Annotated in this window: 18 protein-coding genes; 9 read left to right on the top strand and 9 right to left on the bottom strand. The window is 44.7% G+C overall.

Features of this window, described 5'->3' with window-relative positions:
* Window positions 1-130 precede the first annotated feature (130 nt).
* The 3 genes from M2137_RS05220 to M2137_RS05210 form a co-directional block, all read right to left on the bottom strand.
* Window positions 131-3,016 (bottom strand): M16 family metallopeptidase, encoded by a 2,886-nt coding sequence (locus tag M2137_RS05220; protein ID WP_280765410.1) that lies wholly within the window; start codon window positions 3,014-3,016, stop codon window positions 131-133.
* A gap of 75 nt (window positions 3,017-3,091) precedes the next feature.
* On the bottom strand, window positions 3,092-4,573 hold the full coding sequence (locus tag M2137_RS05215) for a RagB/SusD family nutrient uptake outer membrane protein (protein WP_280765409.1): 1,482 nt from the start codon (window positions 4,571-4,573) through the stop codon (window positions 3,092-3,094).
* 20 nt (window positions 4,574-4,593) lie between these two features.
* Window positions 4,594-7,830, bottom strand: coding sequence for a TonB-dependent receptor (locus tag M2137_RS05210; protein WP_280765408.1), 3,237 nt, complete (start codon window positions 7,828-7,830; stop codon window positions 4,594-4,596).
* 1,447 nt (window positions 7,831-9,277) lie between these two features.
* Here M2137_RS05210 and M2137_RS05205 point away from each other — a divergent pair.
* Complete coding sequence (locus tag M2137_RS05205; protein ID WP_280765407.1) at window positions 9,278-10,969, top strand: M23 family metallopeptidase; 1,692 nt, start codon at window positions 9,278-9,280, stop codon at window positions 10,967-10,969.
* Window positions 10,970-11,048: 79 nt separating this feature from the next.
* On the opposite strand, the gene tsf is transcribed toward M2137_RS05205, so the two are convergent.
* The 5 genes from tsf to gdhA all read right to left on the bottom strand — a co-directional run bounded on the left by tsf (window position 11,049) and on the right by gdhA (window position 15,575).
* On the bottom strand, window positions 11,049-11,873 hold the full coding sequence (gene tsf / locus M2137_RS05200; protein ID WP_280765406.1) for a translation elongation factor Ts: 825 nt from the start codon (window positions 11,871-11,873) through the stop codon (window positions 11,049-11,051).
* Window positions 11,874-11,904: 31 nt separating this feature from the next.
* The gene (rpsB, locus tag M2137_RS05195) at window positions 11,905-12,795 is read right to left on the bottom strand and encodes a 30S ribosomal protein S2 (protein WP_280765405.1); all 891 of its coding nucleotides are present in this window, start codon (window positions 12,793-12,795) and stop codon (window positions 11,905-11,907) included.
* A 137-nt stretch (window positions 12,796-12,932) separates the two neighbouring features.
* The gene (gene rpsI, locus M2137_RS05190; RefSeq protein WP_280765404.1) at window positions 12,933-13,319 is read right to left on the bottom strand and encodes a 30S ribosomal protein S9; all 387 of its coding nucleotides are present in this window, start codon (window positions 13,317-13,319) and stop codon (window positions 12,933-12,935) included.
* Between the two features lie 5 nt (window positions 13,320-13,324).
* Complete coding sequence (gene rplM / locus M2137_RS05185; RefSeq protein WP_280765403.1) at window positions 13,325-13,780, bottom strand: 50S ribosomal protein L13; 456 nt, start codon at window positions 13,778-13,780, stop codon at window positions 13,325-13,327.
* Between the two features lie 460 nt (window positions 13,781-14,240).
* Window positions 14,241-15,575, bottom strand: a complete 1,335-nt coding sequence (gdhA, locus tag M2137_RS05180; protein WP_280765402.1) for an NADP-specific glutamate dehydrogenase — start codon at window positions 15,573-15,575, stop codon at window positions 14,241-14,243.
* 108 nt (window positions 15,576-15,683) lie between these two features.
* On the opposite strand from gdhA, the gene M2137_RS05175 reads away from it, so the two are divergent.
* Window positions 15,684-18,638, top strand: coding sequence for a PEP/pyruvate-binding domain-containing protein (locus M2137_RS05175; RefSeq protein ID WP_280765401.1), 2,955 nt, complete (start codon window positions 15,684-15,686; stop codon window positions 18,636-18,638).
* A 54-nt stretch (window positions 18,639-18,692) separates the two neighbouring features.
* Here M2137_RS05175 and M2137_RS05170 read toward each other — a convergent pair whose 3' ends face one another.
* Complete coding sequence (locus M2137_RS05170) at window positions 18,693-19,169, bottom strand: hypothetical protein (RefSeq protein WP_280765400.1); 477 nt, start codon at window positions 19,167-19,169, stop codon at window positions 18,693-18,695.
* A 333-nt stretch (window positions 19,170-19,502) separates the two neighbouring features.
* On the opposite strand from M2137_RS05170, the gene M2137_RS05165 reads away from it, so the two are divergent.
* From M2137_RS05165 to M2137_RS05135, 7 genes are all read left to right on the top strand, one after another.
* Window positions 19,503-20,696 carry a sigma-54 dependent transcriptional regulator gene (locus tag M2137_RS05165; RefSeq protein ID WP_280765399.1) on the top strand — a complete coding sequence of 398 codons (1,194 nt, stop codon included), beginning with the start codon at window positions 19,503-19,505 and terminating at the stop codon, window positions 20,694-20,696.
* 2 nt (window positions 20,697-20,698) lie between these two features.
* A complete protein-coding gene (locus M2137_RS05160) occupies window positions 20,699-21,214 on the top strand; it encodes an LptE family protein (protein WP_280765398.1) in 516 nt (171 codons plus the stop codon).
* Window positions 21,215-21,238: 24 nt separating this feature from the next.
* Window positions 21,239-22,000 (top strand): hypothetical protein, encoded by a 762-nt coding sequence (locus M2137_RS05155; RefSeq protein WP_280765397.1) that lies wholly within the window; start codon window positions 21,239-21,241, stop codon window positions 21,998-22,000.
* Between the two features lies 1 nt (window position 22,001).
* Entirely contained in the window at window positions 22,002-22,361 is a 360-nt protein-coding gene (gene secG, locus M2137_RS05150) for a preprotein translocase subunit SecG (protein WP_280765396.1), read from the top strand.
* Between the two features lie 83 nt (window positions 22,362-22,444).
* Window positions 22,445-22,759: a DUF4491 family protein gene (locus tag M2137_RS05145; RefSeq protein ID WP_280765395.1), complete on the top strand. Its 315-nt coding sequence runs from the start codon at window positions 22,445-22,447 to the stop codon at window positions 22,757-22,759.
* A gap of 250 nt (window positions 22,760-23,009) precedes the next feature.
* Window positions 23,010-23,675, top strand: a complete 666-nt coding sequence (locus M2137_RS05140; RefSeq protein WP_280765498.1) for a peptidylprolyl isomerase — start codon at window positions 23,010-23,012, stop codon at window positions 23,673-23,675.
* A 12-nt stretch (window positions 23,676-23,687) separates the two neighbouring features.
* Entirely contained in the window at window positions 23,688-24,455 is a 768-nt protein-coding gene (locus M2137_RS05135) for a peptidylprolyl isomerase (protein WP_280765394.1), read from the top strand.
* Window positions 24,456-24,457: the final 2 nt, after the last annotated feature.

Raw genomic sequence — 24,457 nt, 5'->3', positions numbered from 1 at the left:
GTGTTCTGTGTTAGAGGGTGTAAAGATAGGGGATTAACACCAAGACAGGCGAATAAACAGGGATAAAAAAACATCGATCTGCAGGATTGCCCTGCAGATCGATGTTTTTTTATAAAAGACTAATTCCGGATTATTTGGAAGAGAAAATCCGATTCTTATTCAGTCGGGTGACTTTACCGAACTTCTCTAATTGTTTGATATCGATCTGCTTTGGATCGCCAACAATAGCAATTGCCATCGGTTTCCCTTTGATCTCTTCGTTATAAAATTTCATCAGGTCATCAAACGTCAAGCTTTCGATAATAGCCAGTTCCGTTTTTGCCGGATCTTCAGAGAATCCCAGCTTTCTCCAAGCCTCATATTGTTGACTCGCCGTACGGAATGTCGGCTTAGAGCTTAGTTTTGCTTTATACAAATACTCTTTGATATTGTTGATTCGTTCGGGATATTCCGGCATTTCGTTGATCATCGATAGAAATATCTCGATAGCTTCCACCGTTTTATCAGACTGGGTACCTATAAACCCATCAAAGTAATAAGGTTTGTCGGGTATAGTAGGTGTAAGAATACGCCCGTAAGTATGGTATGCCATTGAACGGTATTCCCGGATTTCCTGAATGATGATACCATTAAAACCTCCACTCAGATATTGATTGACAGCACTAATTGTCATCCGTTCCTTTATATTGAAAGGCTTTCCGTCGATATAAAAATAGATTCCGCTTTGCTGTGCATCGTTTTCCGGCAAAAAGAAAATCGTATTTTCACTATAAAAAACCCTTTCTTTTACTTCCGGAGATATACTTGGCCTTTCATTCGCTTTCAAAGGTAAATTTTGACTAAGAATATCGTATACCTCATCAAAAGGACGTCCCCCAACATAATGAACTTCTGCTTCGTAATCTGTAGCACGGGAGAATTCACCTGTTAATGAGCTAACTGTCATTTCACGGATCTCCGTAATCGGTAACCGATCCAGATACTCTGACTTATCCTGATAGAATAGGTATTCGGAAACAGCATCCTTCACACTTTCCACATAATCTTTTTCCCGCATACGGGATTGCATTTCACCTCCTATGATATTGTTCAACTGCTTCTCTTCCAACTTCGGCATCAGAATTTGGCGTGTCAGTAGGTTACAGGATTCCTGTAGGTTTTCTTCATATCCTTCCATAATCACATAGAGATAACTGTCATCTACACGGAAACGGCAGGAAGCGCCTAATTCGCTAAATGCCTGCTTTAACTCCTGAGGTTCATAGAATCCCATAATTCCAGCATTATTCATTAATTGAACCGCATAATCCAACTTCGGCATAAGCGCTCTTCCCACACCATATTTCAGCGTAAGAGTAAATATCTCATTTTCCTCATTTTTCGTATAGAAAAGCTCAGAAAGATCATTGATTTTCTTTTGTTGAACCTCATTAAAATCACAAAATTCCGGTTCTTTCTTCATCACGGGCAACGAGGCAAACGTATTAGAGTATGCCGATCTTACATTACGTAAAGGAGTAATCGGATCATATCCGGGTTTTTCCAGTTTTTCAGATTTGGGAGCTTTCCCTTCTTGTATATCCAACACAAGAAAATCATCTGTCAAATACTTTTTAGCAACAGCCTTAATCTCATCTAAGGAAATATCCGCCACCCTGTCTTTATAAGCTAACACTTCGCTTACGTCCTGTTTGTTTATAAAAGACTCCATCAGACGAAATGCTTTTTCCATAGAAGATTCAAAAGCCAAATCAAACTGTCTGATCATTGTGCTTTTTATAGATTGCAATAACCACTCTTCAATCTTACCTTCTTGGAGTTTGTTCAATTCTTTCCAAAGCATCTTTTCCGTATCCCTTAAAGAATTGAATCTGCGCTGATTGATATCAAAGTAAGGAACAGCGGATATCATTATGCGACCCTGTTCTTTGAAGTTAGCTAAGCTTGCACTCGCTTGCATAAAATCTCCTTCCAAAGTTAATTTATCCAATAGGCCTGTCTGGCTTGCATTCGAGAGAATCGACATACATATTTCCAAAGGAATTTCATCAGGATGTCCCTGAGGTACTCCATTAAACGCAAGATGAAGCATGGGATAAGGAGTCAATTTCGTCGATACCACTTTTCTCCCTTTAATGTTCCAGCTGGCATTCTCTTTCTGTTGTGGTGCTTGTCTTGCCTGTAAACGCCCGAATTTATCCTGTATAATACCACGTACCTGGGAGGCTTTCACATTTCCTACTAATATGAGAACCATATTTTCAGGCACATACCAGGTATTATAAAAATCAATTAGTTTACTCAACTGCGGATTTTTCAGATGCTCTGGATACCCTACTACCGGCCGGGCATACGGATGTCCTGGGAAGATATTACTCAACATAAAGCTTTGGATTTGACGTCCTTGTTCATCCTGACCCATATTGTATTCTTCATATACCGTTTCCAACTCTGATTGAAAAGCACGGAATACCGGATTGATAAAACGTTCGGAATTCAACTCCAGCCACCGGTATATTTCAGAAGGAGGGAAAAGATTGAAATAGCGGGTAAAGTCATAACCTGTCTGGGCGTTCAGCATCATTCCTCCCATTTCTTCCGTCAAATTCGAAAACTCATTACCTACCATATACTGGGCAGCCTCTACCGTCAGCTTATTAATCTCTAAAGAGATCGCTTCACGTTGAGCCGCATCTTGTGTAGCAGCTAATTCATCATATTTGGCAATGATCTGTTCATAGATTGGTTTTTCCTTTTCCCAATCCATCGTTCCAATTTTCTCCGTTCCTTTAAACATAACGTGCTCCAGGTAATGGGCTAATCCTGTCAGATTATCCGGATCCGAAGCTGCACCCACATTGACTGTTACCATACCAAACACATCTGGCTTGGTAAAATCCTCCCAGATATAGACTGTTAAACCATTGGGCAATTTAAACCCCTTTAATCCTTGGGAATGACTATACGTAGTAAATAAAGTTGACAGTAATAGAAGTAATAAAACAGATTTTTTCATCTTGTTGTATATTTAGTAATTAAAAAGGGAACCTTAGAAGACACTAAGGTTCCCTCCTTTTATGCAATAGAAAGATTACAAGTTAGGATTGTTCGTAATTTCTCTTTCCGGTATTTCGAAATAAAAACGAGAATCATCATAGCTGAAACTTTCACCTTTATAAGCAAAATCGTTAGCACCACGTACTACTGTTTTTTTGAAACGTTTCATCGTCAACAAACCACGACCTTCGCCCCACATTTCAACACGCCAGTTGAAATAGAGAAGTTCCAGTAATTCTTCACTGGTCATCGTTTCAACAGCAGCTGCCGCTACCTCATCCCGATCAGCCAAAAGTTCTGCAATAACAGTTTTAGCTGTTGCCAGATCACCGGCACGCAGGCTGGCTTCGGATGCAATCAGATACATCTCTGCAGTACGCATATATACTTCGTCATTTTCCCACAAGCGGTCTCCCATAACCGCTCTCCCTTTGTCAAAGAATTTACCTATCGGCGCTAAATAATAGCCTGAGCTTGAGTTTGAAAAGAACCATCCTTTACGGATATCCGTTGCAGGAATTTCTTTGTACAAATTATCCGGAATCATTTTTAAATCCCCAGCAGCCGCATAGCTATAAGTAAAAAGGTCTACATGTCCCCAGAAAGTAGGAAGAGCCGGAGAATTATCTTTCGTTAAATCGATACACCACATAAATTCGGGGATATCAATAGATGCAAATCCTGTAGTTAGAAGCTCCTGCTTAGTCATTAAAGGATAGGCACCTCTGTCGATTACGGCTAAAGCCTGCTCTGCAGCTAATGCATAATCGCCTTTACTCAAATAGGCATAGGCCAATAAACCTCTTGCTACATCTACATCGGGAGCACCCTTATCTGTCCTTCTTGCTCCATCCAAAGCTGTAATAGCCTCTTTTAAATCATTGATGATAAATGTGTATATTTCATCAACAGTAGAAAGAACTGACGTTTCTGCCGTAAGCTGTGAAGTATAAATAGGAAGCGCTTTTTCATTTTTTGCCACATCGTATGGGCGGGCATACAAGTTCACCATATTGAAGTAAGCATAAGCGCGGAAAGCTTTTGCCTGACCATAATATACCCGATTGCTACCTTCGTCTGGCATCTTTCCATCACCACCAACGGTATCAAAGATAGAATTGGCAGCTTTTATCACCTGGAAATAATAACGCCATGCCATATATGTACGACGTGTCCTGTCTTTCGTATTATTAATTAACCGGGCATCGGCGCTAAACCATCCGTAGGTTTCTCCTTTCATCACCATATCTCCTGACATTAAATCAGTTGCTATATCGATCGATTTCTGTCCAAAATCATCATGGTTATCCGTACCTCCCGTTCCCATTGCAAAAGAAGTGGCAGTAATACCTGCTGCTTGGCCTAACATAATATTAGTATTCCATTTTGCATTTTCTTCCAGTTGTTCCTGGGAAATATAACCTTGCGGCTCGAATTGCGAAAGAAAGCTATCCGAACAGCCGGTCAATGACAGTGTCAATAAGGCGACACCTGCTATTTTTATATATTTTTTCATAAGACTTTCTGTTTTTTTTATTAGAATTCTACTTTAATTCCTCCCATAATAGTACTTAAAGGTACATATTGGCTTCTGTTCGACTCTCCGTCCACACTTGCCATAGATACAAATCCAGCACGAGCCGACATCACAAACAGGTTATCTCCCGACACATAGACGGATAAACCGTTTAATTTGATCTTATTCATGATTGATTTCGGGAAAGTATATCCTAAACGTACATTTGCCAGGTTTAAATAAGAACGGCTTGTCAAGAAGCGATCCGATCCTGTTGTGTTTGTATAAGAATCGTAACCAGCCATCAAACGAGGCACGTCTGTTATGTCGCCCGGTTTCAGCCAACGTTTTTCAATATCCGGGTGCCAGTTACGCGATCCGGGAGTATTATCACCCATTAAACCGGCGTAAACAACATCCATCGCATAGCCACCCAAAGAATAGGTAAATGTAGCATTTAAAGTGATCCCTTTATAATCCATATCCAGTCCGAAACCTCCGGAAACGGTAGGCATAGAAGATTTACCAACAAACAATTGCGTCGCTTCGGCATAATCAGAAGTGGTCTCTTTCTCTAATTTTCCGATGGTATTTTTGCTTTTATAGGTTTCCATTTCATGGATAACTTCCTTTGTTCCATCAGCTTTCACATTATAATATTGATTGAAAAGCGCTAATCCTGTTTCCGAATCTACACCAGCATATTCTCTTAAATAGAAATCTCTGATACCACGGCCTTTAGCCCATGCGTAAGAACCTCTCAGCTCCACAGGTTTAGGTTGTCCTGTCGTGTCATCAATCGGCATCTCCAACATTTCATTCTTATAGAATGCACCATTCAGACGAAAATCAAATTTGAAATCATTGGTATTAACAACATGTGTCAACAAATTGAATTCCCAACCCGAACTGGCTAATTTACCATCATTCACCGGAACAGAAGCATATCCCAAAGAAGGAGCTACCTGTTTGTAGAACAAAAGATCTGTTGTTGTTTTATTGAAGTACTCAATTTCTCCCTCAAAAATATCAATAAGATTGAATTCCAATCCTGCATTCCACATGCTTGTTTTCTCCCATGTCAAATCCGGGTTTCCTTTATAAGCAAAAGAGAAAGAGGGTTTATCATTCATGTTCGAAATGGAATAAAGGTCACGGAAAGGATGATAGTTGGCTGTAGCTGTTGCAATACTTAAATCCTGATTACCTATCTTTCCCCAGCTGGCCTTTAGCTTAAGTTCTTTCAACCAGTCGGCATTTTGCATAAAGTCTTCACGTGTGATCAACCAGGCACCGCCAATAGATCCAAAAGTACCCCAGCGGTTTCCATCCATAAAACGGGAACTACCGTCGCGACGGATAGAGGCATTAAAATGATATTTATCATCAAAGTCATAACGAACCTGTCCGAAATAGCTTTCAACGGCAAAACCGTACGTGTCGGAATCCATCCAACCCATAATAACTGCATTGGACCATTCTGTATTCTTCGGACGAACCAGCAACGATTTAGAACCATCTATCATTGACACTTTCTGAAGATTTGATTCATGAGCAACAAACACATCAATATTGTGTCTGTCAAAACTTTTTGAATAAGAAAGTTTTTGCGTAGAGGAGAAACCCAGATAAGACGATTGAGTTTTCCGAATACGTCCCAAACCTTTAGCGTCTCCATAATATGGGTTTGTCAACCGATCTCTGCTATTACCTAAATATTGTAGACCAATACTGACATCTGCTTTAAAATCATTCAAAAAGCGGGCTTCAAACATCGTGTTACCGACAAATTGATGCACGGTAGTTTGGTCAACATCCAATTTAAGAGCTCCAACAGGATTAATCCCTGAAGCATACGAACGACCAGATCCTGCTGTCATCCCATAATCATACAAGTATCCTCCAACCACATCATCAACAACCTTTTCACCGTTTTCATCTCTATAAAATACAGGATAAAGCGACGGCATATAATTCACAAACTGGAATCCGTTGTTCATCTGACTATCAGACTGACCCGGGTTGTTTGTATTCATGTAAGAATAGGAAAGGTTCATAGCGTGTTTCAACCAGGATGTAACATCTGTATTAACATTTCCTCTGGCAGAGAATCTTTCGAAATCTGATTCGATATAATAACCTTCGTCTTTTAAGTATCCCAAGGATGTGAAATAGGTAGTTTTGTCTGACCCACCGGAAATCCTAACGTCAGCTTCCATCTTTTGACCGGTACGGAAGATATGGTCAGACCATTTTTCCGGAGTGTATTTGCGTTGAACGCCACTCATGAATTTACCTGTTGCCGGATCAATTAGCTTATTGCCATCAGCGTTCCACATATTATAATGTGGGTCAATCCCATAATCCATATCGAAAAGATCATCACCAGCCCATTCGATAGCGGTTGCCTCATCTTTCGGATTGGCATTTCTATACATATATTTGTTTTTAATACCTTCCCAGGTTATCTCAATGAATCGTTCCGGATCTTCCAGCATATCATACAAAGGTATGATACGGGTATTAACACCATATTTCACCTCTGCTTCTACTCTTGTTTTACCCTTATTCCCTTTTTTGGTCGTAATAAGGACAACGCCATTTGCCGCACGCGAACCATAGAGAGCTGCTGCTGTCGCATCTTTCAAGACTGTTGTCGATTCAATATCCGAAGGATTGATACCACTGATTTCTGCTCCATAAGGAACTCCGTCCACTACATACAACGGAGCTTGACTGGAGTTTATTCCGCTAATACCTCTGATTCGTATGGCTGAAGTTTGACCGGGTTGTCCTGTCGTAGTATACACCTGGACACCTGCAACCTCTCCTTGGAGGGCTTTTGTTAGATCAGAAGCATTTTTGTTGGATATTTTTTCTCCTGACACCTGCGCAGCCGATCCGGTAAAAGATCTCTTTGTTGCAGTACCATAAGCAACCACCATCACTTCATCCAGCAGCTGAGTATCCGAACTCATATGTACTGTCAGTGTTGGTTTTACAGCAACTTCAATGGTTTTCATACCAATATATGAAATAACCAATGTTTTAGCATTTGCCGGAACATTTAATTCAAATTTCCCGTCAAAGTCTGTAACATTACCAACGGTAGTTCCTTTAACGCTAACCGAAGCTCCGATAATAGGCTCATTATCTTCAGCAGATAATACCGTACCGGTTACTCTGGTAGTCTGAGCGTTTGTAATTCCTATCCCCATCACGAGGCATAGGAGTAAATAAGTCAATTTTTTCATCATAAATACACTCTTTTTATTAAACTTATATATAGATAATCTCTCTCTCTGTGATTCTAACATAGTCTTATAAGAACTCCTTATGGTTTGTACTGTGGGTATAAACATCTTTTATATGTGTGATTAAACAGATATTTATCCCTTATGTTAACCTTGAAAATCCTCTCCGGACTGCCGGCAACTATCGCAAAAATAATAATTTTTTGTTTAAATAAATATTTTAGCGCATTATTTTGTTAAATTCTTTAAAAAAATCTCGGAAAGCGGCATGAAATCCTCGTTTTCAGAAGTTTCTAATCGTTACTTACCCTGTTTCTAAGAAAAAAATCCGAAAGAATCCCCTCAGAGGTGAGGGTCATAGTAATATATAATGTATATAAAACACGGAGAAACGGAAAAGGTCAAATGCGGAGAACACAAAGAAACACTATGGACATTTTCGCACTCTCGGCACATTGCCAATTTATTCTCACGCTGGATAAGATTTTCATTTTCTATTGTTGCGACCGATTTGCCTATTTATATAATGTATGTTTGAAGATGGGGGGGATTCAAGTATGGGAAAATGTGAAGGTTATAGAAATCACTATCCAAGGCTCCCCTTCTTAGAAAAGAAGGGGGTGGACCATCGCTTGCGATGGTGGGGTAGTTTGATGTATTTAAAATCATACATTTGTTCTGTTTTGTGTATTTGTGACTATCAAAGAAATAGGAAAAACATTTATAAAGAATTCAAATTACCCCACCGCTGCAAGCAGCGGTCCCCCCTTCTTTTCTAAGAAGGGGAGCTTTTAGATACTGATCTGATATACCTTGTATCTTCAATTTCTTTCCCATTTGAAGATCCCACCGTTCATTTTCGCACCCCAACTCCTGAAATGTTAAAATAGCGATTGTAAGCAAAACGCCCGTTTTGCTTACAAATCCATACGTTAAAAAGTGTTTCTCCCGGGAGTTTGTCTCCAAAGTCCCGCTTTTTTGCGCGCAAAGTCGTGCGGAAATTACAAATCGTAAATTGAGAGGTTCACCGAGAATGGACGTGTTAACTTTTATTCACATTACCGTTGGATTCTTGAATCATTACATCACAAGTCGATTCAATTTGTGTAAGATTTAAGGGAGAAAACAGGCATAAAAAAAGGGGAAGAACGAACCCTACCCCTATAAAACAGAAAAGACTGTCATCCCGACAGCCCAATCTTCATTGTTAACCTTAAATCTAATACCATGAAAAACACAGTGCAAATATAAAGCCTTTTATGTTACAAAACATAACTTTCCGACATAAAATGAATATTATTTGCATTATTTAACATTAAAACATGTTTTGAAGCATATAAAATACCCCGACTATCCCATTTGTACCCTATGCGACAAATGTGCAAAAAATGTTACAAATGTGATAGTCACAACAAGAAAGAATAAAAATTCCCTACTTTTGCCTGTAGATATGAAAACAAGAAAACAGGCCATCCTTTTCGTGTGTTTAGTATGTGCCACGACGTTCATCCATCAAGTGCGTGCGCAGGAGTTACCCAATCCGTTCAATTTCCCGATCCTATTGAGTGGCAATTTCGGAGAGCTGCGTTCGAATCATTTCCATGCGGGGATCGATTTCAAGACGCAGGGGGCCGAAGGGAAACCGACACACGCCGTGAAAGAGGGCTATGTATCGCGCATCTCGGTGAGTCCCGGTGGGTATGGAAATGCTCTCTACCTGGATCATCCCGATGGCACGACCACGGTCTATGGCCACCTACTCCGCTTTACCGATTCGATTGCCGCCTACGTCAAAGAGCAACAATACGAACAGGAACGTTTTAATGTCAACCTGCATCCGGCTGCCGACCGGTTTCCGGTGCGCCGGGGAGAGGTGATCGCCCTGAGCGGAAACACCGGCAGTTCGGGCGGTCCCCACCTCCATTTCGAAGTGCGCGATACCAAGTCGGAAGAGATACTCGACCCCCTACCCTATTTCAGCAGGCAACTGACCGACAAGCGCCCGCCGCGTATTCAGGGCGTTATGTTTTATCCGGTCGAAGGAGAAGGAGTGATCAACGATAGTAAACGCAAACGGGAATACAAACAGTTCACCCCTCGGGACGGTGCGCAAACCCTTGTCGGCACGATTCAGGCCTGGGGAAAGATTGGCATAGCTGTCAAAGCCTACGATTATATGGATAACACCCACAACGTGTATGGCGTCAAAGAGATTGTATTAAAAGCCGATGGCGACACCCTCTACCGGAGCTATATCGACCGGTATGCCTTCGATGAGTCGCGCTATATAAACAGTTTTATCGACTACGAAGAGTGGATCGACCGTCGTTCGTTCTATATGAAAAGTTTTGTAGAGCCGGGGAATAAATTGCGCTTTATCGGGAGCCGCAACCGGGGCTATCTGACGATCCAGGAGGAACGCACCTACCACCTGGAATATATCCTGACCGACGGTATGGGCAATCAAACGCGCCTTGCCATCCGGGTGGAAGGGAAAGAACAGGACATCCCCGCCCCGGAAACCACCGGCCGCGAACTCTTCTTCTGGGGATCCGACAACCGTTTCGGAGCCAAAGGCATCCGCCTGACTATTCCCCGGGGCAACCTGTACGACACCTTTTATTTCAAATACGAAGCGAAAGAAGACAGTTCGGCGTTGGCACCCATCCATCAGCTGCACGACAAGCCGCTTGCCTTCCATCAACAGGCACAACTCTCCCTGCGGTTAGACAAAGACACCTTGGAAAACAAACAACAATACGGTATCGTGCGCATCCAGAAAGGACGCCGTTCGTGGGTTGGCGGCAGCTACCGCAACGGTTGGATCGACGCAACCATCCACGAACTGGGCAACTACTCCATCGACATCGACAATCAACCGCCCACCATCACCCCCCTCGACCCGGCCAATTGGATCCGGAAGCAACAATTCAACTTCCGCCTCTCCGACAGCCTGAGCGGGATCAACAGCTACCGAGGCGAGATAGACGGGCAGTACATCCTGTTTGAAATGAACAACCGCTCCGTGCTCACCTATCGCTTCGATAAAGAAAAACTCACCCGCGGCGCCCACACACTAACGCTTACCGTAAAAGACGGCGCCGGCAATGAGAGCCATTACACCCATGACTTCGTCTGGTAATTCGGTCATACAACAAACCATTTCGCATAAAAAAAGCCGGACATGATCCGGCTTTTTCTTTTTTATAATCGAAATAGAATTAATCTACATTCAATGTTACGCGTTTGAAAGCAACAACTGTCAACTCTTTGTTCTGTTGTTTCAGATACTGGTCGATAGTCAGTTTGTTATCTTTCACGAATTCCTGCTGCAACAGCGTATTCTCTTTGTAGAATTTCTGCATAGCGCCTTCTGCGATACGATCCAACAGGTTTTCAGCTTTACCAGCCTGACGAGCTTTGTCGCGGGCAATTTCCATTTCCTGATCGATGATCTTCTGGCTTACTTCCGCCGGAGCAACAGCCACCGGATTCATAGCAGCCACCTGCATAGCCACGTCGCGAGCTACCTGACGGTCTACCACTTGGTTGAAAGCAACGATGGTAGCCAACTTGTTTCCCGGGTGGATATAAGATACCGTATAAGCACCTTTCACGAATTCATAGAAACCAAGTTCCATTTTTTCGCCGGTTACCCCGATACGGTCTGTGATATGATCCTGGATAGCACGTCCGTCAGCCAACGGAGCAGCGGTCAACTCTTCCAGAGAAGCCGGCTTCTTGTCTGCGGCAACGTTCAGAATAGTCTGTGTCAGCCCGATGAATTCTTCCCCTTTGGCAACGAAGTCAGTTTCACACTTCAGGGCAACAATAGCGGCAAATTCACCATTATCCTGTGCCAATACACAACCTTCAGCCGCTTCGCGGTCAGAACGTTTTGCAGCCACAGCTTGTCCTTTCTTACGAATGATCTCCATTGCTTTGTCGAAATCACCTTCTGATTCTGCTAAAGCATTTTTACAATCCATCATTCCAGCTCCGCTCATTTTGCGCAGTTTGGAAATGTCAGCCATAGTAACAGCCATAGTATTTATTCCTTTCTAATTTACGGGTTTATTATTCTTCTTCTTTTGCTTCAGCTTCAGCGGCTACTTCCGGTGCTTCTTCTACTGCAGCTTCCGGTGCTTCAACCACTTCTTCTTCCACTTCCTCTTCTACTTCACCTTCCGCTTTCGGGTTTTTCTTCACGGCAGCACGTGTACGACGTTCTCTGCGTGGAGCTTCCCCTTCACCGGCAGCTTCCGTATCTACTTTTTCCGCTTTGCGTTCTTCCAGCCCTTCTTTCATAGCCTGACAGATAGCGCCTACGATTACCTCTACCGATTTAGAAGCATCGTCGTTTGCCGGGATCACATAGTCAATGTTATGCGGATCCGAGTTGGTATCTACCATAGCAAATACGGGAATACCCAGACGGTTTGCTTCGCGTACGGCAATATGTTCTTTCATCACGTCCACTACGAACAAAGCGGAAGGCAGACGAGTCAGGTCTACGATAGAGCCCAATGTCTTTTCCAATTTCGCACGCTGGCGGGTGATTTGCAGTTTTTCTCTCTTAGACAGATTATCGAATGTACCATCTTTCGTCATCTTGTCGATCGTTGTCATCTTCTTGATCGCTTTACGGATTGTCGGGAAGTTGGTCAACATACCACCCGGCCAACGTTCGATTACGTAAGGCATACCAACGGCTGATGCCTGATCGGCGACGATTTGTTTCGCTTGTTTTTTCGTAGCAACGAAAAGCACCTTCTTGCCCTGACGAGCCAGGTTTTTCATTACTTCGGCAGCTTCATCTACTTTAGCAACTGTTTTATATAAATCAATGATATGAATACCATTGCGCTCCATGAATATATAAGGAGCCATTGCAGGGTTCCACTTTCTTTTTAAGTGTCCGAAGTGAACTCCGGCTTCTAATAACTGATCAAAATTTACTCTTGACATGGTTTGTTTTTTAATCGTTTACATTCTTTGTTTCGTTCAATCCCCAGGTAGTCCTCCCACATATCAACATGTAAAAGAAATCCTGTCGATTTAGATACTAAACGCATTGTTTTTTGTAAGAGATACTCACAATAACATTAACGCTTACTGAACTGGAATCTCTTACGTGCTTTCGGACGTCCCGGTTTCTTACGTTCCACTTCGCGTGGGTCACGTGTTACGAAACCTTCTGCTCTCAAAGCTGGTTTGTCTTCCGGATTGATCTTGATCAATGCGCGGGCGATTGCCAGGCGAGCTGCTTCGGATTGTCCTTTGAAGCCACCTCCGTCGAGGTTGATTCTGATATCATACTTTTCAACTACATCCAGTTTGCTTAACGGCTGTTTCACCACAAACTGCAGGATGCTGGATGGGAAGTAGTTTTCCAGATCACGCTTGTTGATTGTTATTTTTCCGGTACCTTCGCTAACGTATACGCGAGCCACAGCCGCTTTACGTCTTCCTATTGCATTTACAACTTCCATAGGTATTATTTATATAAATTTATATCAATTGACTTAGGTTGTTGTGCTTCGTGCGGATGTTCGCCTCCTTCATATACATAGAGGTTTTTCAGGATCTTGGCACCCAGACGGTTCTTAGGCAACATACCTTTTACTACTTTACGGAACAAACGGTCTGCTCCCTTGTCCATCAGATCCTGAGGAGTAAACTCACGCTGTCCACCGGGATAACCGGTATATCTCAAATAAATACGATCGTTCCATTTGTTTCCTGTCAGAACGATTTTCTCTGCATTGATGATAATCACATTATCACCACAATCAACGTGCGGGGTGAAATTGGGTTTGTACTTACCGCGCAAAAGTTTCGCAACTTTTGAGCAAAGACGTCCCAAAGTCTGATCGGCTGCGTCTACAACCACCCATTCTTTGTTTACAGTTGCTTTGTTTGCAGAAATGGTCTTGTAACTTAAAGTATCCACTGCTTTTAAAATAATTAATTAATAAAACATTTTTCGATCGAGTCTCCTTCTTGATCTCACGTTATCGCTCGGACACATTTGACACAATAACGTATTAAGAATTAAACTCTTAGTACATTTTCGGATAATAATCGGCTTGCAAAGGTACGGTTTTTCCAGTAAATACAAAAGGATTTATCTTCTTTTTCTCCCTTCCTGCCATGGGCACCCGGAAAGGCATTCCCGGGAAGGGCAAAATGACAAAATGATATTTCGGCAGGAGAATTTTCGCAAAAACCCGGGACTATTTTCACAAACTCCCGGGAGAAACATTTTTTAACAAAGCGAAGTGTAAGCAAACAGCCGCTATTTTAACTAAAAACAGCCTTTTCTGCTTACACTTGTGTTTTTCAGTATGGTCAAACAAAAAGGGGCCTGCCTTTCGGCACGCCCCTTATGATTCTTATGCTTTTATTCGCTATTAAATTACACCCTGTGCCATCATCGCTTTGGCTACCTTCATGAAGCCGGCCACATTGGCGCCTTTCACGTAGTTTACATATTCGCCTTCGCGACCATACATCACACATTGGTTGTGGATAGCGGTCATGATCTGCTGCAATTTAGCATCTACCTCTTCGGCTGTCCAGGAGATATGCATGGCGTTCTGTGTCATTTCCAGACCGGAAGTAGCCACACCCCCTGCGTTTACTGCTTTGCCGGGGCCAAACAACACCTTATGCTCTACGAACAGATCGGCTGCTTCTGCCGTACATCCCATATTGGATACTTCGGCTACGCAAAGCGTCTTGTTCTCGATCAGCATACGGGCATCCTCTTCAGCCAATTCGTTTTGGGTAGCACAAGGAAGCGCAATGTCCACCTTTTGCCCCCAGGGACGTTTGCCTGCAAAGAACTGTGCGTTCGGGAATTCTTGCACGTAAGGTTCAACAATGTCGTTTCCTGAGTTGCGCAGTTCCAGCATATAATCGATCTTTTCACCGGAAATGCCGTCGGGATCATACACATATCCGTCGGGACCGGAGATAGTTACCACCTTTGCTCCCATCTCGGTGGCCTTCAGAGCGGCGCCCCAGGCTACGTTTCCGAATCCGGACAAAGCCACTGTCTTGCCCTTTATGTCGATATTATTCGCTTCGAGCATCTGTTTTACGAAATAGAGCGCGCCGAAACCGGTTGCTTCGGGACGAAGGATAGAACCTCCGAACTCCATGCCTTTACCGGTCATCGTACCGGTGTTTTCGCGTGCCAATTTCTTATACATACCATACATATAAGCTACTTCACGACCACCTACGCCGATATCTCCGGCAGGCACATCGGTATCAGGGCCTACATCGCGCCATAACTCCAGCATAAAGGCCTGGCAGAAACGCATAATCTCTGCATCGCTTTTGCCGCGTGGTGCAAAATCCGATCCACCTTTACCACCACCCATAGGCAATGTAGTAAGAGCGTTCTTGAATGTTTGCTCAAAACCTAAGAATTTCAAGATAGACAGGTTTACAGAAGGATGGAAACGAATACCTCCCTTGTACGGGCCAATGGAGTTATTGAATTGCACACGATAGCCCAGGTTTACCTGAACCTCTCCTTTGTCGTCTACCCAAGCCACCCGGAACGTGAAGATACGGTCGGGTTCTACAAGGCGTTCAATAATCTTCGCTTTTTCAAATTCAGGGTGTTGGTTATAAACTTCTTCGATGGAGATTAAAACCTCCTTTACTGCCTGCAAATACTCCTTTTCTCCCGGATGCTTTGCTTCTAAGGCGTTCATGAATACATCTGTCTTCATAGTGTTTAATGTTTTAAAGGAATAACAATATGTTCACAAATGTATGCAATTTTGTGGATTGGCAAACATTTTTGCTTACTTTTGGATACTAAAAGTGTTAAAATTCCTATGAGTGGTATACCAGACTTCAAAAATTTAGTTTTTCGCGACACCTCGTTTGCGAACCTGATGAACAAGCGTATTTTTAATGTATTGTTGATCGCAACCAAATACGATGCTTTTATGCTGGAAGACGATGGTCGCATCGACGAACAGCTATTCAACGAATATACCTCCCTCAGCCTGCGCTACCCTCCGCGGTTTACGCAGGTAACTACCGAAGCGGAGGCGCTGGCGGAATTGGCCGATCGTAACTTCGAATTGATCATCTGCATGCCGAACATGGACGACAAGGACATCTTTGCCGCTGCTAAAGAGATCAAACGCCATTATCCCGCCATCCCGATCGTGGTGCTTACCCCCTTTTCCAAAGAGGTCTCCAAGCGCGTGGCCAGCGAAGATATGGAGGCGATCGATTATATCTTCAGCTGGTTGGGTAACGCGGAGTTGCTGCTTGCCATCATCAAACTGATAGAGGATAAGATGAACGCGCCCGATGATGTCGAAAGTGTGGGTGTGCAGATCATACTCTTAGTCGAAGATTCGATTCGTTTCTATTCGTCCGCCCTGCCGCATTTGTATCGTTTCGTATTGGAACAGAGCCGGGAGTTTGCCAAAGAGGCGCTCAACGACCACCAGCGAACGCTGCGTATGCGTGGTCGTCCGAAGATCAAACTGGCACGTACCTATGAAGAGGCTGTCCGTATTTTCGACCAATACCGCAATCATATTCTGGGTATTATCTCCGATATGAGCTTCACGAACGACGGCATGAAAGACCCGCTTGCCGGGTTTAAGTTCGGCCATTATGTGCGCAAATCGGGCTTAGTGATCCCCATCATCCTGGAATCGTCCGAATCGTCCAACAGTGTATACGCCAAAGAACTGCAAGCCTCTTTCATCGATAAGAATTCGAAGAGCTATCCGCAGGACCTGAAAAAGAAGATCATGCGCCACTTCGGCTTTGGTGATTTCGTGATCCTCAACCCACAAACCAAAGAGGAGATCATGCGCATCAAGGATCTGAAGGATTTGCAGAAGAAGATATTCGATATACCCGACGAGTCATTGATCTACCACCTGTCGCGCAATCACTTCTCGCGCTTCTTCTATTCACGCGCCATGTTCCCTCCTGCGGAGGTATTAAAGAATGTGGATGTCAGCGATTATAAAGACATGGATGAAGCGCGTCAATTGATCTTCGACCTGATCGTGCAATACCGCCGCATGAAAAACTCCGGGGTAGTCGCTGTCTACCAGAAGGAGCGTTTCGACGAATACAGTAACTTTGCCCGTATCGGCAACGGTTCGCTGGGAGGAAAAGGGAGAGGTCTGGCGTTTATCGGGGCGATGGTGAAGCGTTATCCCGAATTAGACAGGGAGAATTTCAGCGTGACCATTCCCAAAACGGTGGTGATCTGTACGGATGTGTTCGACGATTTCATGGAATCCAACGATCTTTATCCGATTGCCCTGCATGAGGACAATGACGAAGTGATTCTGAATCATTTCCTACGTGCCAGCCTGCCGACTGAATTGATCGAGGATTTGATGGCTTTCTTCGACGTAGTGAAGGGACCGTTAGCGGTGCGTTCCTCCAGTCTGCTCGAGGACTCCCACTACCAACCGTTTGCCGGGATCTATTCGACCTATATGGTTCCCAAGACCGAAGATAAATATGATATGCTGCGCACGGTGAGCGATGCGATCAAAGCGGTCTATGCCTCTGTTTTTTATAATGACAGTAAAGCCTATATGACCGCCACTTCCAACCTGATCGACCAGGAGAAAATGGCCATTGTCTTGCAGGAGGTCGTTGGAACACGCTATAACAACCATTTCTATCCGACGATTTCCGGCGTTGGGCGTTCGCTCAACTTCTACCCGATCGGCAACGAAACGGCGGAAGACGGCATTGTCAATATCGCCCTTGGCTTGGGGAAATATATTGTCGACGGGGGACAAACCCTCCGCTTCTCTCCCCGCCATCCGCACAATATTCTTCAGATGAGCACCATGGATTTCGCCTTGCGCGAAACACAAACACGCTTCTATGCGCTCGACCTGGATAACCTGGCGGAGCATTTCTCGGTCGACGACGCCTTCAACCTATTGCGTCTCTCCCTAAAAGAAGCCGATACCGACGGGTCGCTGCGCTATATTGTCTCGACCTACGATCCGTACGACCAGATCATCCGCGACGGCTACTACGACGGAGGGCGGAAAATCCTCTCTTTTGTCAATATCCTGCAACACGATGTATTCCCTTTGGCTCAGACATTGGATGAGATTCTGCATATCGGACAGGCGGAGATGGCGCGCCCGATCGAGATCGAGTTTGCGGTCAATATTCACCCGAACGATCCTTCCAAGGCGACCTTCTACCTGTTGCAGATACGCCCCACCGTGGACAACAAAGAGATCATGGAAGAGGATCTCACGTTTGTTCCCCAGGAAGATACGATTATCTTCTCGACAAGCGTGTTGGGACATGGTATCATACCCGATGTGTACGACGTAGTCTATGTAAAAACAAGCGCGTTCAATTCGGCAAACAACCAGTTGATCGCCTACGAAATAGAAAAGATGAACCGGCAGTTCACCGATAAAGAGCATGGCTATGTATTGGTAGGACCCGGTCGTTGGGGGAGCAGTGACCATTGGTTGGGCATCCCGGTGAAATGGCCCCATATCAGCAATGCCCGTGTGATTGTGGAATGTGGATTGGAAAACTACCGGATCGATCCGAGCCAGGGCACTCACTTCTTCCAGAACCTCACTTCGTTCGGCGTCGGTTACTTCACGATCAACCCCTTCCGGGGCGATGGTTGGTTTGATGAGGCCTTCCTCAACGAGCAACCGGCCGTTTATGAATCGGATTTCCTCCGGCATGTGCGGTTCGAAAAACCGATTGTTGCCAAGATGAACGGAAAGAAAAGCTTAGGCGTTGTATTGAAACCATAAAAAGGGGCTGTCCTATTCGGACAGCCCCTTACATAACTCTTACCCACAAAACGATTATCCTTTTTCCATGTTCCGATTGTGTCGGAACTCTTTCCGGTGAGGAGGCCGTTCCCCCTGGGGAGCTCTACGCATTTCCCCTTCGTGGGGTGGGCGTTGTTTCTCAAACCTTGGCCTCTGCATTGCCTGATACTGCTTGAATTGTTCCTCCGTCAGTATCTTTTTCATCTCTTCGTCGCATTCGTTTCGCATGGCCAACATCCGGCTGTGTTGTTTTTCCCGCAGGGCTTTCATCTGCTCGCGTTCCGCCTTTTGATTCTCTTGTTCTGCCAACCTCTTCTCTTTCATCGACTCCTGGAGCTTCTGATAGGCAGCGGCCTGCTGCTCATCCAGTTTCAACCTTTCTTCTATGCGTTCCACGCGCCTGTTTCCGTCTCTCATCCGTTCCGGTCCTCTCCGCTGCTGTTTCTCCTGTGCAAAAACCGACACAGCACTCAATAAGATAACCAAACACAATCCTATTACCTTTTTCATAAAACTAATACCTATTAAAATATTCAACATTTTTTTACCTTAAAAGCGCTTTGCATATATTGACAGGAGGAATTTCGAAAGGTTTAATTGAGATGAATGAAATAATATCCGCATAGTTGAAAAAAGAGTGATTACTCAAACAGCCCTGCGCCTTCAAATAGCCCCTTATTTCAATAGCTAAACCTTGCTTAAAAAGCATAAATACTCATTCAATACGAATGATTTTGCATTTGAGACCATCGGCATCCGACTAAAATTTGTAATTTTGTCAGTTGAACTGAAATAATTGGCTAAGGCCGATCTTCGATTGCAGTTTCATTTATCGAAATTAGTATGAAAGTAGAGGTACAACAGATAAAACAACGTTTTGGCATTATCGGAAATGCTCCCGGGTTGCTCCGTGCTATCGACGTGGCTCTTCAGGTGGCTCCGACCGATCTATCCGTGTTGATCAGCGGGGAAAGCGGGGTGGGAAAAGAAACCTTTCCACAGATTATCCATCAGAACAGTCCCCGTAAACATGGCGCATATATAGCTGTGAACTGCGGGGCTATTCCGGAGGGGACAATCGATTCGGAGCTTTTCGGACACGAAAAAGGCTCTTTCACCGGTGCCTTGGCCGATCGAAAGGGTTATTTTGAGGTGGCCGACGGCGGTACGATCTTTCTGGATGAGGTAGGCGAGTTGCCTACGCCGACCCAGGCACGCCTGCTTCGCGTGTTGGAGAGTGGTGAATTTATCAAGGTGGGTTCTTCCAAGGTATTGAAGACCAATGTGCGTATCGTAGCTGCTACGAATGTAAACCTGATTCAGGCTGTTAGCGAAGGAAAGTTCCGGGAAGACCTGTATTACCGCTTAAACACAGTTCCTGTGCAGGTGCCTCCGTTGCGCGAGCGCGGGGCGGAAGATATTTTGTTGTTGTTTCGTAAGTTTGCCGGCGATTGTGCCGAAAAATACCACATGCCCTCCATCCGGTTGGATGAGGAGGCCAAGCATATCCTTACCTCTTATCGCTGGCCGGGCAATGTGCGCGAGTTGAAAAACATCACCGAGCGCCTATCGGTGATCGAAGAGAACCGGGATGTTACCGCCAAGGTGTTGCGCGAATACCTGCCCGATCTGTCGGTTCAGAAGTTGCCTGTATTGGTGCGCCAGGAGAACGAACAGCGCACGTTCAATAGCGAACGGGAGATTCTTTACCAGGTATTGTTCGACATGAAGAAGGATGTGACCGAGCTCAAAAAGCTGGTACACGATATCATGGCAGGCAGTGTGCCGCCCGCTGTTCAGCATGAAGAATACAGTGCGCATCCGATCCCTACTGCCCATCCGGTGGCGGTGCGTCAGGCGCCGATCGAGGAGGCGGAAGAGGTGGAAGAGGAGGCGCTTTCATTGGAAGATGTAGAGAAAGATATGATACGCAAAGCGTTGGAGCGTCATAGCGGTCGCCGTAAAAACGCCGCGGCCGACCTGAGAATATCGGAACGCACGCTCTATCGGAAAATCAAAGAATATAACCTCGAATAAATATGCAAATCAAACGTATAACGGCTATAACGGTTGTCCTGGCTCTTTTGTTGGTGACGGCTTGCACGATCTCCTATAAGTTCAACGCGGCGTCGATCAACTACGATGTGATCAAGACCATCACGATCCATGAGTTCCCCAATCAGGCACCCCGCGTGTATCCGCCTCTTTCACAGACATTGACGGAGGAGATGAAAGACCTCTACAACCGGAAAACACGCTTGCAGCAGGTGCAACAGAATGGTGATTTGGAGATCGAAGGGGAGATTGTCGGATACGATGAAACCCCTATGGCAGTGCAGGAAGATGCTTTTGCCTCCAGTTCGAAATTGACGGTGACGGTGCGGGTGCGTTATACGAACAAGCATGAGCCGGACAAGGATTTCGAACAGACATTCTCTGCCTACCGCGAATATCCGGCGACCCAAATGCTCAACGATGTGGAAGAGAGCCTGAACGCGGAGATCATTGAAGAGATCAACGACCAGATCTTTAACGCCACGGTGGCCAACTGGTAATCACTTCCCCACTTCTTTATCGGCATGAAAACAGAGGATATATACCGGTTTATGCAGGATGCTTCGCCGCTTTCGGAAACGACGCTCGCGGAGTGGAAAGCGATTATCGAAGATTTTCCCTGGTTTCAGACCGCGCGGGCGCTTTACCTGAAGAACCTGGCTATGACGGAAGATATTCGTTTCGGACAAGAGTTGCAACGGATGTCGGTCTATCTGCCGGACAGAAAAAAACTATTCCTATATATAGAAGGAGAACGCTATGGATTATTGCCCCAGGCGGCTTACCAACCGGAGGACAAGGGAGACGATTTCTCCCTGATCGATTCGTTTCTCTCCTCTTTCGAGCAACAGAGCGATCGGCAGAAGTCGACCTTGCTGTTTCAGCCATCGGTCTCTTCCGATTATGTTTTCTGGGCGATGACCGAAGAGGGTATGTTGAAAGAGGTCTCCGGCGCCAAGCCATTGCAACACCAGGAATTGATCGATTCTTTTATCAGGGAGGAGGAGACACGCGAAACAAACCGCCGTTTTTTGCCGGAAGAACCGGATAAAGAGGAGGCAGATCAACCCGTCGATCCGGCAGAAAACGGGGAGGGCGACGAGGTATTGGATGATTCCTATTTCACCGAAACACTGGCCCGGATCTACGTTAAACAGAAGCGTTATGAGAAAGCTTTACAAATAATTAAAACGTTACGCTTGAATTATCCGGAAAAAAGTATTTACTTTGCAGACCAAATTAGATTTTTGGAAAAATTGATTATTAACACTAAAAAAGATAACTAACATGTATGAATTTATTGCCGTATTGATCTTGATAGCAGCAGTACTTCTGATATTGATCGTGTTGATTCAGAATTCGAAAGGCGGAGGTCTGGCAGCAGGATTTTCTTCTTCGAACCAGATTATGGGTGTTCGCAAAACCACCGATTTCTTAGAAAAAGCAACTTGGGGATTAGCCGGAACGGTTATTGTATTAAGTATCCTGATCACAGCTTTTATTCCACGTGGACAGCAAGCGGCTCAGTCTGAGATTCGTCAACAGGTAAATGATGCGGTTACAATTGACCCGAGCATTATCGCTCCTGACTTCGGAACGGCTCAACCAACAGAAGCTCCGGCACAAGAGGAGGCTCCAGTTGAATAAAACAGATAGATTTCTAACAATATAGACGGAGGCATCTTGTGAAGGCAAGATGCCTTTGTTGTCTCTATAAGAACAGTAAATGTATGATTCACTTTGAAGGATTGATCATAGGAATAGCCACCTTTCTGGTGATCGGATTGTTTCATCCTGTTGTGGTAAAGGCAGAATATTACTGGGGCACACGCTGCTGGTGGCTCTTTCTTGCCTTTGGGATCGCGGGCGTTGTGGCAGCTCTTTTCATCGAGCAGGTGATGTGGTCGGCTATATGCGGTGTGTTTGCCTTTTCTTCTTTCTGGTCGATCAAAGAGGTATTCGAGCAGGAAGAACGCATACGGAAAGGCTGGTTTCCAAGGAATCCCAGGCGCACCTATCCCTGGGATAAAGAAAAGAAGGGTTGAATTTTTAATTTTATGTATGATGAAAAAGAAGAAAAAGGTCTACGGTCAGCTCGATTATATCAAAGCGAACCGTAGAGGCAGCCGGGAGGCTGAGATCGAGAATCATGGCCATCCGATCAATTACAATCGGGTGCAGACATCGAAAAAAGTGTATAATCGCAAACGCAATAAGGCAGACTTCCAAAAAGGTCTGCCTTATTCTTATTATTTATGCTTATTTTTGCCCATTATTCACATAAAAAAATCGATGATGAAACGTGTATTAGCTATTGTGTTGTTATGTGTGTTGGCATGTTCCGCGGTTCATGCGCAAAGTGAGAAAGAGGTCATGGTATTGATCGATACGGATATGGGGAAGATCAAGGTGAAGCTTTATAACGAAACACCACAGCATCGGGATAATTTCCTGAAGAATGTGAATGAAAACCTGTATCAGGGTCTGTTGTTTCATCGCATAATCCGCCAGTTTATGGTGCAGGGAGGCGATATCAATTCACGGAATGCACCGCTTGAAACCCATCTGGGCGATGGCGATCCGGGCTACACTGTTCCGGCGGAGATTGTCTATCCACAATACTTCCATAAGCGGGGAGCGTTGTGTGCTGCCCGTGTTGGCGACGACGAAAATCCGGAAAAGGCCTCTTCCGCCTCCCAGTTTTATATCGTTACCGGAAAGCATTTCACGGAAATGGAACTGGATAAGATTGAAAAGAACGAAGGAAAGACCCTGACACCGGAGCAACGGCATGCCTATATGCATGAAGGTGGCACGCCGCACCTGGATGGCGGATACACGGTGTTCGGCGAAGTGGTCAGCGGTATTAAGGTGGTGGAGAAGATGCAGTTTGTCGAAACCAACGAAGAGGATCGTCCGCTGAAGAATATCAAGATCAAGTCAATGACTATTACCAATTAATTACTATACGAAATGGAGAATAATCAATCGGAACCTAAGGTGATTTTGCATACCTCCCTGGGGGCTATCACGCTTACATTATATAATGAAACGCCGCAACATCGCGATAATTTCCTGAAATTAGCCAAGGAGGGCACCTACAACGGCTTGTTGTTTCATCGGGTGATCCGGGAGTTTATGATACAGGGGGGCGATGTGACCTCCAAGGATGCACCGATCAACAAACAATTGGGTGCTGGCGACCTGGGATATACGGTACCGGCGGAATTCAACTATCCCAAATACTTTCATAAGAAAGGCGCCTTAAGCGCTGCCCGTACCGGCGATGCGGTGAATCCGGAGAAGGCCTCTTCGGCTTCGCAGTTCTATATCGTTACCGGGAAAGTCTACTCCGACGCGGAGACCAAACAATTAGAAAAGCAAAAACAAAGCCAATTGATACAGCAGATATTCAACCGCCTGCAAACGGAATACAGACCGAAAATCAAAGAGCTTTACCAAAGTGGAGAGAAAGAAGAACTGATGATCTTGCGTGATACCCTTATCGGGAAGGCGCAATTGGAAGCAGAGAAACAGGTCGCCGACTTCGCCCTGCCGGAAGAGGTGCGCAAGGCATATCAAACGGTTGGTGGCACGCCTTTCTTAGATGGTGACTATACGGTTTACGGAGAGGTGGTAGCAGGCATGGAAGTGGTCGAGAAGATTGAACAGGCTAAGACCAACAGTCAGGATCGTCCGTTGGAGAATATCGTGATTGAGCAGGTAGAAATAGTGGAATAACC

This window comes from Parabacteroides sp. PFB2-10 (assembly GCF_029893085.1).
In the GTDB taxonomy this organism is placed as follows: Bacteria; Bacteroidota; Bacteroidia; order Bacteroidales; family Tannerellaceae; genus QVMG01.
The sequence above is the reverse complement of the archived record's forward strand: the minus strand, read 5'-3'. Positions and strand labels throughout refer to the sequence as shown.